General features: G+C 38.6%; 2 protein-coding genes. Both read right to left on the reverse strand.

Annotation, left to right across the window (positions count from 1 at the left end; all coding sequences use genetic code 11):
* Window positions 1-332: 332 nt before the first annotated feature.
* Window positions 333-476 carry a YvrJ family protein gene (locus BIV60_RS27070; protein ID WP_071358763.1) on the reverse strand — a complete coding sequence of 48 codons (144 nt, stop codon included), beginning with the start codon at window positions 474-476 and terminating at the stop codon, window positions 333-335.
* Window positions 477-543: 67 nt separating this feature from the next.
* Entirely contained in the window at window positions 544-681 is a 138-nt protein-coding gene (locus tag BIV60_RS28940) for a DUF2922 domain-containing protein (protein ID WP_256218567.1), read from the reverse strand.
* Window positions 682-687: the final 6 nt, after the last annotated feature.

Genomic DNA, 687 nt, shown 5'->3' on the forward strand with positions numbered 1-687 from the left:
CCCCAAAATAAACCAGTCAAGAAATTTCCTTGCGACTCCATTTAAATCCACTCCCTATAAAGTTGTAGATTGCCTTTTTTTGAATTTCATTAAACTATATATGAAGGCATCTACAAATGGAATTAGTTAAATACTGTATATTCTCCACCCCAAAACTAGGGCCAATCGCTTTAAACCAAATCATGTTTTTCACATAATAAAGCAAATATGAGATAGGAAAAAAGGAGAAGCCTGTTAAGGGAATCTCATATATTATCGACAGATTTCAACAAAAGTTTAGTTTATTTTCAAAGAAATAGAGTGCTACAATTTTGGGGTCAGACCTAAACTTACTACCTTTGCTCCCTCATACGGTCCGGCAAGCTTTGAATGGTTTGGACCACCATATCAAGCTTTGCTTCAATCCGATAAAGCAAATATAGAGTCACCACGACCGGAAAACCCACTTGATTAATGAATGAAATAATCTGTTCCATTTTCAGCTACCTCCTTCCAATAATAGTAAAGGAGACCGGCTTCACAAAGAATCCGGCCCCCTCCAATTTAAGCTAATTCATAATCCGTAACATTGCGTTCTACAACTCTTGCACCCTTTGCAGAGACAAGATCGCCGCTTCCGGTATAGAAAGCACCTGAGCTCACGATTTGATCCATTGATCGCTTCACAACCGCTTCATCAATCGGTTC

Source organism: Bacillus sp. MUM 116 (assembly GCF_001866655.1).
GTDB lineage: Bacteria > Bacillota > Bacilli > Bacillales > Cytobacillaceae > Neobacillus.

Excerpts from the sequence above, each read along its gene's own strand:
- BIV60_RS27070 (WP_071358763.1), bottom strand. The coding sequence starts at position 476 with ATGGAACAGATTATTTCATTCATTAATCAAGTGGGTTTTCCGGTCGTG.